This window comes from Asticcacaulis sp. AC402 (assembly GCF_000495835.1).
Classification (GTDB): domain Bacteria; phylum Pseudomonadota; class Alphaproteobacteria; order Caulobacterales; family Caulobacteraceae; genus Asticcacaulis.
The window spans coordinates 1-341 of the sequence record NZ_AWGC01000086.1 but is presented as its reverse complement, the minus strand read 5'-3'; the positions used below and the strand labels follow the sequence as shown (position 1 = coordinate 341).

Annotated in this window: 1 protein-coding gene; it reads left to right on the top strand. The window is 65.1% G+C overall.

Going from position 1 to position 341, the window contains the following annotated elements; translation table 11 throughout:
• Positions 1-341, top strand: a 341-nt coding sequence (locus ABAC402_RS40525; protein ID WP_040410161.1) for a cadherin-like domain-containing protein, incomplete at both ends; no start/stop codon positions are given.

The window sequence follows — 341 nt, the reverse complement described above, 5'->3', positions numbered from 1 at the left end:
CCTGGTCACGGTGACCTATACCGTCAGCGACGGCAATGGCGGCGAACAGACCGGTCTGACCCGCACGTTCAGCCTTGGCGCCGTCAACGATGCCCCGCGCGGCGCGCCGACCGGCACTGTGGTCGATGGCACCGAGGATACAGCCCAGACCATTCTGGCCAGCACACTGCTGCAAGGCTTCAGCGACGTCGAAGGCCAGACCCTCAGCGTCTCGAACATCTCGGTCAGTAACGGCACCCTGGCGACAACGACGGGTGGCTGGATCTTCACGCCGGCGGCCAACTACAACGGCCCGGTCACGGTGACCTATACGGTCAGCGACGGCAATGGCGGCACGCTTT